The 14,576-nt window shown below is 69.7% G+C and carries 14 protein-coding genes and 1 tRNA gene; 3 read left to right on the plus strand and 12 right to left on the minus strand.

Annotation, left to right across the window (positions count from 1 at the left end):
- Window positions 1–2 precede the first annotated feature (2 nt).
- Window positions 3–782 carry a YggS family pyridoxal phosphate-dependent enzyme gene (locus AC07VM_RS04185; RefSeq protein ID WP_494910088.1) on the minus strand — a complete coding sequence of 260 codons (780 nt, stop codon included), beginning with the start codon at window positions 780–782 and terminating at the stop codon, window positions 3–5.
- Between the two features lie 81 nt (window positions 783–863).
- Between AC07VM_RS04185 and AC07VM_RS04190 the strand changes: the two genes are divergently transcribed.
- Entirely contained in the window at window positions 864–2,198 is a 1,335-nt protein-coding gene (locus AC07VM_RS04190) for an aminotransferase class III-fold pyridoxal phosphate-dependent enzyme (protein WP_494910089.1), read from the plus strand.
- Window positions 2,199–2,202: 4 nt separating this feature from the next.
- Here AC07VM_RS04190 and AC07VM_RS04195 read toward each other — a convergent pair whose 3' ends face one another.
- Window positions 2,203–2,880 carry an HAD-IA family hydrolase gene (locus AC07VM_RS04195; RefSeq protein ID WP_494910090.1) on the minus strand — a complete coding sequence of 226 codons (678 nt, stop codon included), beginning with the start codon at window positions 2,878–2,880 and terminating at the stop codon, window positions 2,203–2,205.
- A 58-nt stretch (window positions 2,881–2,938) separates the two neighbouring features.
- On the opposite strand from AC07VM_RS04195, the gene AC07VM_RS04200 reads away from it, so the two are divergent.
- The gene (locus AC07VM_RS04200) at window positions 2,939–3,682 is read left to right on the plus strand and encodes a glutamine amidotransferase (RefSeq protein ID WP_494910091.1); all 744 of its coding nucleotides are present in this window, start codon (window positions 2,939–2,941) and stop codon (window positions 3,680–3,682) included.
- Window positions 3,683–3,738: 56 nt separating this feature from the next.
- Here AC07VM_RS04200 and AC07VM_RS04205 read toward each other — a convergent pair whose 3' ends face one another.
- Window positions 3,739–4,284, minus strand: a complete 546-nt coding sequence (locus AC07VM_RS04205) for a carboxymuconolactone decarboxylase family protein (protein ID WP_494910092.1) — start codon at window positions 4,282–4,284, stop codon at window positions 3,739–3,741.
- A 123-nt stretch (window positions 4,285–4,407) separates the two neighbouring features.
- Here AC07VM_RS04205 and AC07VM_RS04210 point away from each other — a divergent pair, with 123 nt between their 5' ends.
- A complete protein-coding gene (locus AC07VM_RS04210) occupies window positions 4,408–5,259 on the plus strand; it encodes an AraC family transcriptional regulator (protein ID WP_494910093.1) in 852 nt (283 codons plus the stop codon).
- Between the two features lie 15 nt (window positions 5,260–5,274).
- On the opposite strand, the gene AC07VM_RS04215 is transcribed toward AC07VM_RS04210, so the two are convergent.
- The 9 genes from AC07VM_RS04215 to AC07VM_RS04255 all read right to left on the minus strand — a co-directional run bounded on the left by AC07VM_RS04215 (window position 5,275) and on the right by AC07VM_RS04255 (window position 14,557).
- On the minus strand, window positions 5,275–6,054 hold the full coding sequence (locus AC07VM_RS04215; RefSeq protein WP_494910094.1) for a hypothetical protein: 780 nt from the start codon (window positions 6,052–6,054) through the stop codon (window positions 5,275–5,277).
- Window positions 6,055–6,178: 124 nt separating this feature from the next.
- Entirely contained in the window at window positions 6,179–7,291 is a 1,113-nt protein-coding gene (locus AC07VM_RS04220; RefSeq protein WP_494910095.1) for a DegT/DnrJ/EryC1/StrS family aminotransferase, read from the minus strand.
- Between the two features lie 44 nt (window positions 7,292–7,335).
- Window positions 7,336–7,406: transfer RNA gene (locus tag AC07VM_RS04225), tRNA-Cys, on the minus strand.
- An 11-nt stretch (window positions 7,407–7,417) separates the two neighbouring features.
- Window positions 7,418–8,668 (minus strand): pyridoxal phosphate-dependent aminotransferase, encoded by a 1,251-nt coding sequence (locus AC07VM_RS04230; protein WP_494910096.1) that lies wholly within the window; start codon window positions 8,666–8,668, stop codon window positions 7,418–7,420.
- Complete coding sequence (locus AC07VM_RS04235) at window positions 8,665–10,026, minus strand: aminotransferase class I/II-fold pyridoxal phosphate-dependent enzyme (protein WP_494910097.1); 1,362 nt, start codon at window positions 10,024–10,026, stop codon at window positions 8,665–8,667. Before AC07VM_RS04235 ends, AC07VM_RS04230 begins: the two co-directional genes overlap by 4 nt.
- 118 nt (window positions 10,027–10,144) lie before the next feature.
- Window positions 10,145–11,536, minus strand: a complete 1,392-nt coding sequence (locus tag AC07VM_RS04240; RefSeq protein WP_324170117.1) for a flavin monoamine oxidase family protein — start codon at window positions 11,534–11,536, stop codon at window positions 10,145–10,147.
- 117 nt (window positions 11,537–11,653) lie between these two features.
- Window positions 11,654–12,466: an ABC transporter permease gene (locus AC07VM_RS04245; protein ID WP_267415852.1), complete on the minus strand. Its 813-nt coding sequence runs from the start codon at window positions 12,464–12,466 to the stop codon at window positions 11,654–11,656.
- 7 nt (window positions 12,467–12,473) lie between these two features.
- A complete protein-coding gene (locus tag AC07VM_RS04250) occupies window positions 12,474–13,409 on the minus strand; it encodes an ABC transporter permease (protein WP_494910098.1) in 936 nt (311 codons plus the stop codon).
- On the minus strand, window positions 13,376–14,557 hold the full coding sequence (locus AC07VM_RS04255; protein WP_494910099.1) for an extracellular solute-binding protein: 1,182 nt from the start codon (window positions 14,555–14,557) through the stop codon (window positions 13,376–13,378). The genes AC07VM_RS04250 and AC07VM_RS04255 overlap by 34 nt, the downstream gene beginning before the upstream one ends.
- Window positions 14,558–14,576: the final 19 nt, after the last annotated feature.

Here is a 14,576-nt window from a genome sequence, read left to right on the forward strand (position 1 = left end):
GCTCAGCCCTCCGGCCAGTAGTGGCTGTCGGGCAGGGCGCGGGCACCGAAGATCGCCTGGCCGACGCGCACGCACGTCGCCCCCTCCTCGACGGCGATCTCGTAGTCCCCCGACATGCCCATCGACAGCTCCCCCGCGCCGATGAGATCGGGCGCGTCCTCCCTGGCCTGGTCGCGCAGGGTGCGCAGCAGGGCGAAGCACTCCCGCACCCGGAGATCGTCCGGCGTCAGGATGGCGAGGGTCATCAGGCCGCGTACCCGGAGCGTCTCGTAGGACGGCAGCGCCTCGAGGAAGGCGGGCAGCTCCTCCGGCGGCATGCCGAACTTGGAGTCCTCCGCCGAGGTGTTGACCTGGACGAAGACGTCGAGGCGACGTCCGGCGGCCCGGAGCCGCCGGTCGAGCGCCTCGGCGACGCGGAGCCGGTCGAGCGCCTGGAACTCGGTCGCGAACGCGGCGACGTCTCTGGCCTTGTTGGTCTGCAGGTGCCCGATGATCGACCACGCGACGTCGAGATCGGCGGTCTCGCCGTGCTTGCGCACCGCCTCCTGCACCTTGTTCTCCCCCAGCAGCCGCAGCCCCGACTCGATCGCGACGCGCACGCGGTCGGTCGGCACCGTCTTGCTCACGGGGAGCAGCGTCACCTCCTCGGGCGCGCGCCCCGCCCGCAGAGCAGCGGCGGCGATGCGGGCATGGACGCTCGCGACGTTGTGCTGGAAGTCCTCCACGGTGAACGCCGTGGGGTAGCGATCCTCGGCTCCGGCCGGCCCTTCCATCTTTGACATAGGCCAAACAGTAACATAGTCTTAGGCCGATCAGATCCGGGTGGAATCCGTCACCCGACGCCGCACGATCGAGGAGCCGCCATGCCCGCTGTCCGCACGCTTCCAGACCCGTCCGCCCCCTCCGTGCGCACCGAGGTGCCGGGCCCGCGCAGCCGGGCCATCCATGAGCGCCGGATGCGGACCGTCGCCCGCGGTGTCGGGAGCATCCTCCCCGTGTACATCGAGCACGCCGACGGCCCCTGGGCCACCGACGTCGACGGCAACCGCTTCCTCGACCTGGGCAGCGGCATCGGCGTCACCACGCTCGGTCATGTGAATCCGGCGGCGACGGCTGCCGCGGCCGCCCAGCTCGACCGGGTCACGCACACCCTCTTCACCGTGACGCCCTACGAGGGCTACGTGCGCCTGGCGGAGCGGCTCGCCGAGAAGACGCCGGGCGACCACGAGAAGCGCTCGATCTTCGTGAACTCGGGCGCGGAGGCCGTCGAGAACGCGGTCAAGATCGCCCGCCGGCACACGGGTCGCCGCGTCGTCGCCGCCCTCGACCACGCCTTCCACGGACGTACGAACCTCACGCTGGCCATGAACCACAAGGCCGCCTACGGCACCGGATTCGGCCCGTTCGCCTCGGACATCCATCGGGTGCCGAACTCCTACCCGTACCGCGACGGTCTCACCGGCGAGCAGGCGGCCCAGCGCACGATCACCCACCTCGAGCAGCGCATCGGCGTGGCCGACCTCGCCGCCGTGATCGCGGAGCCCATTCAGGGCGAGGGCGGCTTCGTCGTGCCGGCCGACGGCTACCTCCCCGCGCTCCAGGAGTGGTGCACCCGCAACGGCGTCGTCTTCATCGCCGACGAGATCCAGACCGGCCTCGCCCGGACGGGCACCTGGTTCGTGAGCGAGCACTTCGGCGTCGTCCCCGACCTCGTGCTCACCGCGAAGGCGATCGCGGCAGGCCTCCCGCTGGCCGGAGTCACCGGGCGAGCCGAGATCATGGACGCCCCCGATCCGGGCAGCCTGGGCGGGACGTTCGGCGGCAACCCGGTGTCGATCGCCGCGGCCCTGGCGGTCTTCGACGAGCTCGACGACGGCCGCTTCTTCGCCGCGGCCCTGCGCATCGGCGAGAAGCTCCAGCGCGGCCTCTCCGACCTCGCCTCCCGCCACCCCCTGATCGGCGACGTGCGCGGCGTCGGTGCGATGTACGCGTTCGAGCTGAGCGAGCCGGGCACCACGCGACCGGCGGCGGGCGCCGCCTCCGCGATCGCCGAGTTCGCCGCACAGCACGGCATCCTGCTGCTGACCGCGGGCAGCGACTCGAACGTCATCCGCTTCCTGCCGACCCTCACCACGACCGACGATCACCTCGGCATCGCCCTCGACGTGATCGACCGGGCCCTGGCGACGCTCGACTGATCCCTCAGCCGGCCTCAGCGACGTCGACCACGAGGACCCCCTCGTGCCACCGCACGCCGTCGAGGTCGGCGACCACAAGATCGGGACCTCCCGCCCGGGAGCCCGATCCGACCCCGATGACGGCGCCGATGCCGGCCGCACGTGCCGAGCGGATGCCGGGGACCGAGTCCTCGAACACGATGCAGTCCGCCGGGGCGCGGCCCAGCCGCTGCGCACCGAGCAGATAGGGGTCAGGCTCGGGCTTCCCCCGGGAGACGTCCTCCGCCGCGACGAGGACCGACGGATGCGGCACCTCCGCGCTGCGCAGCCGCGCCGTGGCGACGACGCGGTTGCTGCTCGTGACGACCGCCCACCCACCCCGGGGCAGCGAGCCGACGAGCCGTGCCGCACCGGGGATCTCCCGCGTCTCGGCGGACGCTTCCACCTCGAGGGCGATCAGGTGCGCGATCGCCGCCGGTGCCGCCTCCGGCCCGACGAGACCGGTGACGACCTCGCTCGGGCGCATGCCGTGCGGCGCATCCCGTCGGAAGTCGAACGCGGGCGCATGCCGACGCGCCCATTCCTCCCACGCGGGCGCGGCGGCGTCCACCGAATCGACGAGCACGCCGTCGCAGTCGAACAGGATGCCGGCCCCCGCGAACTCCCAGGACGACGCGCGCCGCTCATGTGATAATTTTGGCATAGGTCAAACCTATCACCCGGCGGAGTCGCAGAACCTGCGGCAGTGAGGCTGCAGCGCCATGACGATCCTCGACCCTCGACCACGCACCGCGCTCGCGTTCCGACATGTCCCGTTCGAGGACCTCGGGGTCCTCGAACCCCTCCTGGCGGAGCGCGGGTACCGGGTGGAGTATCTCGAGCCCGGCGTCGAAGCCATCGACATCGAGCAGGTCGACGCGGCCGATCTGCTCATCGCCCTCGGCGGTCCGATCGGCGTGTACGACACCGACGGCTACCCGTTTCTCCACGCCGAGAAGGAGGCCATCGCGCACCGCCTGCGTGCGGGACGGCCGCTGCTCGGGATCTGCCTCGGTGCGCAGCTGATCGCCGAGGCGATGGGTGCGGACGTGCGCCCGACCGGAGCCGTGGAGATCGGCTACGCGCCACTGGAGCTGACGGAGGAGGGGCTCGACTCCCCGCTGCACCCCCTGGACGGGGTGCCCGTCCTGCACTGGCACGGCGATGCGTTCACGATCCCCACCGGCGCCCGCCATCTCGCCCGCACTCCCGGCTTTCCACACCAGGCCTTCCGTACCGACACCGTGCTCGCCCTGCAGTTCCACGTGGAGGCGGATCCTCGGGCGATCGGCCGCTGGCTCATCGGCCACGCCCATGAGCTGCACCACCACGGGATCGATCCCCGTACCATCCGCGAGCAGGCCAGGCGCCATGGTGCGCAGCTCGAAGTCGCGGCCCGTGCGGCGATCGGCGGCTGGCTGGAGGAGATCGAGTCCGCGGCGAAGCTCCGCGACGAGAGCCGCTAGGCACGCACGACGAAGGGCCGGATCCCCAGGATCCGGCCCTTCTGGTGCGGGGGCGCTCAGGCCTTGCGACGAAGCGCGACGCTCGGGAAGTCGACGGGGACGTCCAGGGCGATGTTCAGGTAGTTCGTGAAGAGGTTCAGCGCGACCTGGCCGATCGTCTCGACGATCTCCTCGTCGTTCCAGCCCTGCGCGCGCACGGCGTCGACATCGGCCGACGACACCTGACCGCGGTCCTCCACGAGCTTCACCGCGAAGGCGAGCAGCGCCGCGGTGCGCGGGTCATCGGACTCGCCGTCCTGGGCGGCGGCGAGCGTCTCCCGGGTGAGGCCGGCCTTCTTGCCGAGGGCGGTGTGCGCCGCGAGGCAGTACTGGCACGAGTTGCGGTTGGCGACGGCGACGGCGATCTGCTCGCCGATCGCGGCACCGAGCGTGCCGTCGCCGTAGGCGCCGAAAGCGCTCCACATGCTCGTGAGTGCGGCCGGAGAGTTGGCGACCGCGCGGAACATCGCGGGAACGCTGCCGAAGGCGCCGGAGATCTGGTCGAGCTGCTCCTTGACGTTTCCGGTGGCGTTCTCGCTGTCGATGAGGGGGACGTTGGGCACGGGGTGCTCCTTCGATCGTGGGATACGGCCGGGTCCGACCACCCCTCCAGTCTTCCGAGAATGCTCGGACGATACGCAGCAAAGAGTCTTGCATTCATGACAGATCGTCCAGATACTGGAGACATGCCGCCGCTGGACCGTCTCACTCCCCTGCTCGAGCGCTTCCACGTGCGCACCCGCCTCTTCCACAGCGGCCCGCTGTGCGGCACGAACGTCTTCCCCGCGAGCGGAGGTCACGGCTTCCTCCACGTGCTGCGGCGCGGCGAGATGGAGGTGACGCACCGGGCAGCCGACGGCACCATCGAGCGCGAGAGCATCACACAGCCGAGCCTGCTGCTGTTCCCCCGGCCGATCGACCACACGTTCATCAACGCCCCGACCGACGAATCCGACTTCGCGTGCGCGACACTCGACTTCGACGGCGGCGCCACGCACCCCCTCGTACGCACACTCCCCTCGACGATCGTCCTCCCCCTCGACGAGGTCGTGACCCTCGCCCCCGCACTCGACCTGCTGTTCGCCGAGGTCGACAACGTCCGCTGCGGGCGCCCTCTGCTCGCCGACCGGATGTTCGAGGTCGTCCTGATCCAGCTGCTGCGGTGGATGCTCGATCACTCGGAGGAGCTCGACCTGCCCCCGGGACTGATCCCCGGACTCTCGGACGAGCGACTCGCACCTGCGCTGGTCGCGGTCCACGAGTCCCCGGGCGATCCCTGGAACCTGGATTCCCTCGCCCGCACCGCCAACATGTCGCGCAGTGCCTTCGCCGCCCGGTTCAAGGAGGTGCTCGGGCGCTCGCCCGGCGACTACCTCACGGAATGGCGGCTCACGATCGCGCAGGAGCAGCTGCGCGCAGGCATGTCGGTCAGCTCCGTGGCGGCAGAGCTCGGCTACGCGAGCTCCTCCGCGTTCTCACGGGTCTTCGCCCAGCGCATCGGACACTCGCCGCGCGCGTGGCTGACGCTGGCCGCCTGAGTCCTGCCGGCGCCGCTAGTCCGTCCGCTCCCAGGAGCCGTTCTCCAGGGAGAGGGGAAGCACGACGGCGGGGGCTTCGGCGGCCGCCTGGATCGCCGAGATCGTGGTGAGCCCGTCCACGTACAGACCCTCATCGACGCCGAGGCCGGGGAAGGAGAGGGATCCGTCGTCACGGACCACTCCAATCAGTGCGCCGTTCCGGGCGACCGGGTACGCGTCTGCGGGCGCGAGACGACCGGGCTCTTCGAGGACGGCGAAGATCCGCTGCCCCGAGAAGCCCTCGCGCACCACGTCGGGGTCGGTCGCTCCGTCCAGCCACAGGACCACGTCGATCTCCGAGGGCATCGCCGTCTCCGGGTCGAAGTCGTCCCGCACCTCGACCGTGAGGACGACGGTGCGCCAGTTCGCGGCGGGATCGTCGAACGCGAGCTCGTCGCGCTGGACGGTGTCATCGTCGCGCACGCTGTCCCGGGCGCCGGTGCCGGGCCGGACGTCGCGGACCACGCCGTCGATCGTCGCCTCGAAGACACGCGTCCCCGGCGCACCATCCCGGGAGATGGTGAAGTTGGGAAGCGTCTCGCGAAGCGTCCGGTCGAGCCACTGCGCGTCTCCGCCGCCACCCTGACCCGCCAGCACGTCCTCGAGGCGCTCCAGGTCTTCCGCCGACGCCGCCGCGGGAGGCGCGGAGGGCGTCACGGCGGAGTCGCTCGCTCGAACGGTGTCGACGACGGCTCCCCCGGCGACCACACCGGCGAACGCCACCGCGAAGGTGAGGACGATGGATGATGTGCGCATCAGGACCTGCCTCTCGACTCCGAGGACTCGGCATCCACGGCGATCAGTGCTGGTCAGCGTAGCCTCTCGGCGGCGCCGGCGCACCTGTCTGTGGGAGATCCAGGGAGGAGCAGGGCCGCTCGGATCACCGCCCGGCGGAGAGCACGGCGGTGAGTCCGCCGATCACGCGGTCGAGGTCTGCGGGCGTGAGCGAGGGGTGCACCGGGATCGACAGCACCTCGTCCGCCGCACGCTCCGTCTCGGGCAGATCCAGATCCGGCGCATACCGCTGCAGCGAGGGCAGTCGGTGGTTGGGGATCGGGTAGTACACGCCCGCGCCCACCGCATGCTCGTCGCGCAGGGCATCGCGCACCCGATCGCGCTCCCCGTCGGCGATCCGGATCGTGTACTGGTGATAGACGTGCTCGGCTCCGTCGGCGACGGGTGGCACCGTGAGGCCGTCGATGCCGGCGAGCTCCGCGTCCAGCAGGGCGGCGTTCCGCTGCCTCTGCCGCGTCCATTCCTCCACCTTGCGCAGCTGCACGCGCCCCACGGCCGCATGCACCTCGCTCATGCGGTTGTTGTATCCGACGATCTCATTCGCGTACATCGTCTCCATCCCCTGGTTCCGCAGGAGACGGACGGTTCGGGCGATGTCCTCGTCCGCGCATGCGACCATCCCGCCTTCGACGGCGGTCATGTTCTTGGTCGGGTACAGGCTGAACATCCCGAAGGCACCGATCGTGCCGGCCGGGCGTCCGCGCCATTTCGCGCCGTGCGCCTGCGCCGCGTCCTCGAAGATCGCCAGACCGTGCTCGGCGGCCACCGCCTCGATCCCATCGACGAGGAACGGGTGGCCGTAGAGATGCACCGGCATGATCCCCTTCGTTCGCGGAGTGATCGCCTCGCGCACCCGTGCGGGATCGAGCGTGAAGTGCGCCGGCTCGATGTCCACGAAGACCGGAGTCGCGCCCGTGAGCACGACGGAGTTCGCCACCGCGGCGAAGGTGAAGGACGGGACGATCACCTCGTCGCCCACGCCCACACCGGCGGCGATCAGGCCGAGCAGCTGACCGCTCGTGCCGGCGTTGACCGCGACCGCCGTGCGGCCGCCGAGGAAGTGCGCCGAGAACTCCTCCTCGAAAGCGGCGACCTCCGCGCCCTGAGCGAGCATGCCGCTGCGCAGCACGCGCTCGACGGCCGCGACCTCCTCGTCTCCGATGATCGGCTTGGCGGCGGGAATGAATGCATGGTCCATCGCGGGATGCCCTTCGTCGGTCTCGGCTCGTGTGAGCCCGGTTGAGGTGGAGGCAGGATTCGAACCTGCGTGCACGGTCTTGCGGACCGCGACCTGGCCACTCGGTCACTCCACCGGGTCGGATGCTCAGCCGCCGGGCGGGGAGTATCCGTTCAGGAACGTGCCGAACCGCTGCAGCGCATCGGTCAGCACATCGGTCTCCGGCAGGAACGCGATCCGGAGATGGTCGGGGGCGGGCCAGTTGAACGCCCTGCCGTGCACGAGGAGGATGCGCTCCGCATCGAGGAGGTCGAGCACGAGCCGCTCGTCGTCGGCGATCCGATGCACCTCGGGATCCAGGCGCGGGAAGAGGTAGAGCCCGCCGCCCGCCGGTTGCGTGCGGACCCCGGTGATCGCGTCGAGGGCCTCGAGCGCCGCATCCCGCTGCCGTGTCAGCCGCCCGTCGGGAGCCACCAGCGCATCCAGGGAGTCGTCGTGCGTGAGGGCAGCCGTGATGGCGTGCTGCGCCGGGACGGATGCGCACATCCGCATCGATGCCAGCAGCCGGACGCCGGAGAGGAAGGGGTCGTCGCGGTGGAATCCGGTCGCCGCCATCCACGCGGCCCGGTACCCCGCGACGCGATGGGTCTTGGAGAGCCCGGCGAAGGTGATGCACGGGACATCCGGGGCGACCTGCGCCGTGGAGGTGTGCGTGAATCCCGGATACACCACGCGGTCGTAGATCTCGTCGGAGAGCAGCAGGAGCCCGTGGCGTCGAGCGAGTTCGGCGATCTGCTCGAGCACCGCCCGCCCGTAGACCGCGCCGGTCGGATTGTTCGGGTTGATGACGACGATCGCCGCGGTGTGCGGGCCGATCAGCGCCTCCATCGCCTCCAGGTCGGGGGTCCAGCCGTCGGTCTCGACGCAGGGATAGTGCACCGCGTGTCCGCCGGCCAGGATGGTCGACGCGGTCCACAGCGGGTAGTCGGGGCTCGGGATCAGCACCTCGTCGCCGGGCTCGAGCAGCGCCTGCAGCGTCAGCCCGACGAGCTCGGAGACCCCGTTGCCGACCGTGATGTCATCGATGCCGAGAGCGGGGAATCCGGGACGGAGCGCATAGTGCGCGCTGATCGCCTCGCGGGTCTCGGGCAGCCCCGCGGACTCCGAGTAGCCGTGGGCCTGCGGGAGCGCGGCGCGCAGAGCCTCGACGACGACCGTCGGCGCCTCGAACCCGAACGGCGCCGGGTTGCCGATGTTGAGTCGGAGGATAGACTCGCCGCGCTTCTCCAACTCGGCCGCGCGCTCGGCGACGGGACCGCGCAGGTCGTACAGCACCCCGTCCAGTCGGGAGGAGCGTCCGACGCGGTACCCGTCGTCCACCGGACCGCCGGCGCTCATCCGTCCGCTCCCGCCGAGCGGGCTTCGCGGACGGCCGCCGCGAGATCGTCGGCCAGACGACGCTGATCCGCGTCGTCGAGGTCGTGCACGGTCAGGCGCAGCCGGGTGGATCCGGTGGAGCTGCCCGGCTCCAGCGCGAACTCGTCACCGGAGCGCCCGAGCCATCCGCGCGTCGCGAGCCGGCGGCCGACCTCGGCGGCGTCGTGACGCACGTCCGTCCACACGTTGAGCCCGCCGTCGCTCTGCGCGGGCACTCCGCGCACCCCGAGCAGCGAGAGGAAGGCGCGATTGCGGCGGACGTAGTGCTCGCCCGCTTCGGCGATCCGCGTCCGCGTGCCCTCGTCGCGCAGCATGGCGGCGGCGAGACGCTGCATCACGTGGCTCACCCACATCGTCCCCGGGCTGAGCCGTCGGGCGAGCCGCTGCGCCGTGACCGGATCGGACGCCGTGATCGCGAGGCGCATGTCGGGTCCCAGGAACTTCGACACCGAGCGCACCAGCGCCCACCGCTCGTGCGTCGGAGCGATGATGCTCGAATACGGCTCCGGGGCGAGGAGCGAGAAGTGGTCGTCCTCGATGACCAGCACGTGCGGGTGGTCGGCGAGGACCTCGCGGAGCTCCCGTGCACGGGAGGGGGACGTTCCGACGCCGGTCGGGTTCTGGGCGCGCGGCGTGCAGACGATCGCGCGCGCTCCGCTCTCGAGGGCTGCGCGAAGACCCTGCACCGTCATGCCCTCCCGGTCGACGGGAATCGGGACCGGCGTGTACCCGGCGAGGCGAGCGGTGTGGATGCTGGAGAGGAAGCACGGATCCTCCAGGCCGACGCGGTCGCCCTGGACGAGGGTCTGGGCGAGCAGCCGCTCGACGGCATCCACGGCTCCCGCGGTGACGGACAGGCGGAAGGCGCGCGGATGGTCGGCGGCGATCCACTCGGTCGCCCATTCCGCCAGGTCCGGATCGATCACGGATTCGCCGTACAGCACATGCCCGGGGGTGACCGCGGCGAAAGCGGCGGCGAGGTCGGGGAGGTGAGCGGGGTCGGGGTTGCCGCTGCCGATGTCGCGCAGCACCGAGCCGGGGGTGAAGCCCTCGTCGGCGTTCTGCTCCGGCCCGAGCACGGTGGTCCCGGTGCGCCCACCCGTCGCCGCGATGCGCGCGACGACCAGCGCACGATAGGCGGCCAGGACCGTGTTCCGGTTGACGCCGAGGTGCGCGGCGAGCGCCCGGACGGACGGAAGGTGGTCTCCGGGGGCGAACTCCCCGCGCTCGACGAGATCGCGCACGCTCTCGGAGATCTCGGCGGCGGTCGCTCCCGCGATGCCGTGTGACATGTCGTCGAGATCGCCCGCTGGAACCATGGCTCGACGGTATGCGAATTTTTGGCCTATGTCAAAATCTGACGCACCGGGGCGGGCGGAGGCGGGAGCCCATCGGGTCGCTCCCCCCTCCGCACTCACCTGCCGTCGAGGCGTTCGGCTAGGACGCGACGAGAACCGCCTGCGCTGCCTCGAGTCCGCTGGAATGCGCGCTCGCGACCGAGCTCTTGATCGCACCCGCCCAGAACAGCGTGTCCTTCGACGGCCGGTAGATCGTGTCCTGGTCGCGCTCGCCCGTCGCATACGCACCGAGGGCGAACCTGTCGTCGCGCCAGTCGTAGTTCGATGCGTTCACGTAGTTCAGCCCCTGATCTCCCGCGAGCTTGCGCACACCGGCGAGGGCCGCGTCGAACCGCTCCTTCTCCGGCAGTGCGAGCAGCTCCCGGGCGCGGTCGCCGGTGTCCCAGGCGACGATGAGCTGGCCGTCGTATCCGGGCATGCCCGTGGACTCGTCCCAGAACTGGCACGGTCCTTCGTCATGCTGGTTCACCATGTCGAAGTTCTCCGGGCGCACCGGGTGATCGAACTCGAGGATCGTCTTGTAGGCGACGGTCTGCTTGACCGCGTCGATCGCCGCCATCCGATCGTCTTCCAACGGCGGCGAGAACGTGATCGACCGCTCCTGCAGCACTCCGATCGGCACGGTGACGATGCAGGCGTCGGCCTCGAACGTCTCGGACCCCGCCTGCACGCTCACCCCGGATCCGGAGTAGTCGATCGTCTCGATCGGCGTCTCCAGACGCACCTCCACGCCCTCGCCGACGGCGTTCAGGATGTCGACGTAGGGAGCGAGCAGCTTGAAGTCGCCCGCGTACCCGTCGGGCTCGATCTTCCCGGTCTTCGACACCGTGAGGCATGCCGCGAGAGTGTCGACCACCCCGGAAGCGGGATAGACAGCGAACTGCTCGGTGTCGACCTGGATACCCAGCAGCGCGAGCGGGTAGTTCGTCGGGGCGATGCCGAGGCGTTCCAGGTACTGCAGCGCGGACTCCTTGGCCGTCGGCTCCGGCAGCGGAACGGAGAGCGCGGGGGCGCCCTCCGGGAACGCATAGAAGTCGGGCGTATCCCAGCCCACCCACGGCGTGCTCGGGCTGTAGCGGGAGAAGGTGTTCTCGAACTTCCGGCCCTCGATCCCGAGCTTCTGCGCCCAGGCCCACGTCTCGGTGTCCGGGCCGCCGTGACACAGCGACGCGCCTCTTTCGTGCGGGATGGAGAGCAGCGTGCGGTCGGTCCACATGCGCCCGCCGACGCGGTCGCGCGCCTCGAGCACGATCACCTTCTTGCCGGCGTCCATCAGCTCCCGCGCGGCCGCCATGCCGGCGGAGCCGGCCCCGATGACGATGACGTCGTAGGACCCTCCCCCGCTTCCCGCGGACGGCGAGGGGGATGCCTCGTCCGGTCCGCAGCCGACGAGCATGATCGCTCCCGCTCCGAGCATCCCGCCCAACAATGCACGCCGTGAGAAGACGACGTCGCTCATGCGCTTTTCCATCAACGAACTCCTTTGATCGTGGAAAGACCGTGTAAACAGCTGAATGTGTGACTGCAGCCCCCTGCAGTCCCCCAGATGTCACGAGCGCCGTGTCCGGCGAAGCCCTCGTGCGCGGCGTCAGTCGCGCTCGTCGACCTCCCTTCCGAGCCGCTGCGAGATCCACACCGGGATGAAGGACGCGACGATGACGACCGTCGCGACGACGTTGACGACGTTGGCCTCGTTGGGCCTCGCCATCTGGTTCATGATCCACAGCGGGAGCGTGTCGACGCCGGGAGGAGCGGTGAAGATCGTCACGTACACCTCGTCGAAGCTGAGGGCGAAGGCGAGGATGGCCCCGGCGATCAGGGCGCTGCGGAACTGCGGGAGCGTCACCAGCAGGAACGTCTGCCAGGGACTCGCCCCGAGGTCCTTCGAGGCCTCCTCGATGCCGGGATTCATCCGACGGAGACGCGCGAGCACATTGTTGAACACCATCACGATGCAGAAGGTGCCGTGCGCGATGATCATGCCGTAGAAGCCGACCTGGATGCCGATCGGCTCCAGGATCTGGTTGTAGGTGTTGTTCAGGGCGACGCCGGTGACGATGCCGGGGAGGGCGATCGGCAGCACCACGAGGAGGTTCACGGCGCGCTGGCCGAAGAACGAGTACCTCTGCAGCGCGAAGGCCACGAGCGTGCCGAGGATGACGGCGATCACGGTCGCGCCCGACGCGACGAGCACCGAGTTCAGGAGAGCCGCGCGCACCGGCTCGCTCGTGAACGCCTTGCCCCACCATTCGAGTGAGAAGCCGGTGACCGGCCAGCTCACGATGCGGGCGGCGTTGAAGGAGTTGAGCACGACGAGTGCGAGCGGGATGTACATGAACGCGAGCACGATCGCGACGATGATCCCGAGGACGATCTTGGAGGTGCGGGACAGTCTCAGCATGCGCGACTCACATCCTTTCCAGGGCACCGGTGCGCTGCACGCTCACCAGGTAGATGACGACGAACGCGATGGGGACGAGCGAGTAGGCCGCCGCCAGGGGTGGGTTCAGGTTGATGTTCGACGCGATCACGCTGCCGATCATCTGCGTGTCCCCGCCGACGAACCGCGCGACCAGGTAGTCGCCCAGGCTCAGCGAGAACGTGAAGACGGATCCGGCGATCAGCGCCGGCTTGATGAGCGGGAGCACCACCGACACGATCGTGCGCCAGGATCCGGCGCCGAGGTCGGCCGAGGCGTCGAAGAGGTTCGGCGGCAGCTGCCGGATCGCGGTGTAGACGGGGACCGCCATGTACGGCAGCCACAGGTAGGTCAGCGTGAGCACCACCGTGACCACCGTGAAGCCCGGCCCCGAGAGCCCGAACGGCGCCAGTGCCCAGTTCGCGAAGCCCTGCTCCGTGAAGGTGATCCGCATCGCGAGCACCTTCACCAGGTATCCGGCCCACAGCGGCAGCGTGATCGACACCGCGAGCAGGGCGCGCAGCCACGGCGACGCGACCTTCGCCATGAAGATGCCGAGCGGCACCGAGATGAGCACGGCCAGGACGGTCACGGCGAGCGCGATCCCGAGGGTGCGCAGCGACGTCGACAGGTACGCCGGATTGACGAAGAGCTGCTCGAAGTTGCGCAGCGTGAATCCGGGCTTCACCTTCGAGGTGAAGGGGTCGGTGATCCAGAAGGCGGTCACGAGGAGCATGACCAGCGAGAAGATGTAGATCCCGATGAGCCAGGTCATCGGAAGGGCCAGGAGCCCGGCGATCCGGAGGCGGCGCTTCATGTCGATCCCGTTCGTGGTGGCGGAGGTCTGCGGGGTGAGGGGGCGGATCGAGCGACCCGCCCCCTCGATGCGGGTCAGCCCTTGACCGACATCCAGGCGTCGGTCCACTGCTGGAAGTTGGTGCACGTGACATCCGTCCGACCGTCGATGCACTGCTCGATCGGCGTCGTCCAGAACCACACCTTCTTGAAGTACTCCTCGTCGGTGGCGTTGAAGTAGTCGCAGTGCGCCTTGGCCTCGTCGCTCGTGTCGCAGAACGCGGCGTTCGCGGGCGCCATGCCGAAGTTCATGGCGATCGCGCCGTTCACCTCGGGCGAGGAGGAGTAGTCCATCCAGGCGTACGCGCAGTTCGGGTTCTTCGACTCGGTCGCCAGCATCCACGCGTCCGACCAGCCGGTCGAGCCCTCCTTCGGCAGCACGCTCTTGAACTTGTCGTCCTCGGTGAGCTTGCGCAGCACCTCCCACGACGTGCCGAGCACGGTGGTGCCGCCCGCGAACGAGGTGATCTGCGCCGCCGGGTCGGACCAGTACTCGGAGACGAGGTCGTTCTGCTGCTTGAGCAGGTCGACCGCGGCCTTCAGCTGCTTCTCGTCGAGCGCGTACGGGTTGGTGATGCCGAGGTCGGGCTCGTGCGCCATCAGGTACACGGCGGCGTCGGCGATGTAGATCGGGGCGTCGTAGGCGATGACCTTGCCGGCGTAGGGGCTGTCCTTCTCCCACGCGACGTCCCAGCTCGTGGGCTCCTCGGTGACGACCTCGCTGTTGTACTGGAGGATGTTCGCGCCGCGTCCGATGGGGATGCCATAGGACTTGCCGTTGATGGTGTCGTAGATCTGCCCCTTCATCCCCTCGACGATGTCGTCGCCGAAGTTCGGGATGAGCTCGAGGTTGAGCGGCTGCACGTCTCCACCGGCGATCAGACGCAGGCTCGCGTCGCCCGAGGCCGAGACCAGGTCGTAGTCGCCGGTGCGCATGAGCTGGACCATCTCATCGCTGGTGCCGGCGACGCGGCGGTTCACGACGCAGCCGGTCTCGGTGGTGAAGGCATCGCTCCAGGCGGGTTCGACGAAACCACTCCAGGCGACGATGTTGACCTCGCCCTCGTAGTCGCCGAGGGACTCCTGCATCGCGATGTCGGGAACATCGATCTGCAGTTCGCCGGATCCCTCCGCCGTCTCTCCGCCGGTGGAACAGCCGGACAGGGCCAGGGCGGCGACCGCGGTCATCGCCGCGGTGGCCAGAATCTTCTTACGCATGGATCGCTCCTTCGTGATC

It is taken from the genome of Microbacterium sp. GW821-FHT01D02 (assembly GCF_059422585.1).

Coding starts and splice junctions, on each gene's coding strand:
- AC07VM_RS04190 (WP_494910089.1), top strand. CDS start 864: ATGCCCGCTGTCCGCACGCTTCCAGACCCGTCCGCCCCCTCCGTGCGC.
- AC07VM_RS04245 (WP_267415852.1), bottom strand. CDS start 12,466: ATGCTGAGACTGTCCCGCACCTCCAAGATCGTCCTCGGGATCATCGTC.
- AC07VM_RS04195 (WP_494910090.1), bottom strand. CDS start 2,880: ATGCCAAAATTATCACATGAGCGGCGCGCGTCGTCCTGGGAGTTCGCG.
- AC07VM_RS04240 (WP_324170117.1), bottom strand. CDS start 11,536: ATGGAAAAGCGCATGAGCGACGTCGTCTTCTCACGGCGTGCATTGTTG.
- AC07VM_RS04235 (WP_494910097.1), bottom strand. CDS start 10,026: ATGGTTCCAGCGGGCGATCTCGACGACATGTCACACGGCATCGCGGGA.
- AC07VM_RS04210 (WP_494910093.1), top strand. CDS start 4,408: ATGCCGCCGCTGGACCGTCTCACTCCCCTGCTCGAGCGCTTCCACGTG.
- AC07VM_RS04200 (WP_494910091.1), top strand. CDS start 2,939: ATGACGATCCTCGACCCTCGACCACGCACCGCGCTCGCGTTCCGACAT.
- AC07VM_RS04215 (WP_494910094.1), bottom strand. CDS start 6,054: ATGCGCACATCATCCATCGTCCTCACCTTCGCGGTGGCGTTCGCCGGT.
- AC07VM_RS04220 (WP_494910095.1), bottom strand. CDS start 7,291: ATGGACCATGCATTCATTCCCGCCGCCAAGCCGATCATCGGAGACGAG.
- AC07VM_RS04230 (WP_494910096.1), bottom strand. CDS start 8,668: ATGAGCGCCGGCGGTCCGGTGGACGACGGGTACCGCGTCGGACGCTCC.
- AC07VM_RS04255 (WP_494910099.1), bottom strand. CDS start 14,557: ATGCGTAAGAAGATTCTGGCCACCGCGGCGATGACCGCGGTCGCCGCC.
- AC07VM_RS04185 (WP_494910088.1), bottom strand. CDS start 782: ATGTCAAAGATGGAAGGGCCGGCCGGAGCCGAGGATCGCTACCCCACG.